This is a genomic window from Cohnella suwonensis (assembly GCF_042655365.1).
Lineage (GTDB): Bacteria > Bacillota > Bacilli > Paenibacillales > Paenibacillaceae > Cohnella > Cohnella suwonensis.
This window is the reverse complement of the sequence record NZ_JBHSMH010000077.1, coordinates 1-200: the sequence shown is the minus strand read 5'-3', so window position 1 is coordinate 200 and position 200 is coordinate 1.

The window sequence follows — 200 nt, the reverse complement described above, 5'->3', positions numbered from 1 at the left end:
TCGTCGCCTTCTCTCCGCTAGACCGGTAAGCCGCGACGCGAGCCTCCCATTTCTTTCGAACATCTTTTCTGGCCATAAAAAATCCTCCCCTGACTGATTTGAGGCCACTGAAGAACTCACGTTTTTTGGGATGCAATTAGCGCGAACGACGAAAAAGACGGCTCTTTATCCCATTTCTTGGATAAGAGTCGTCTTTCTGT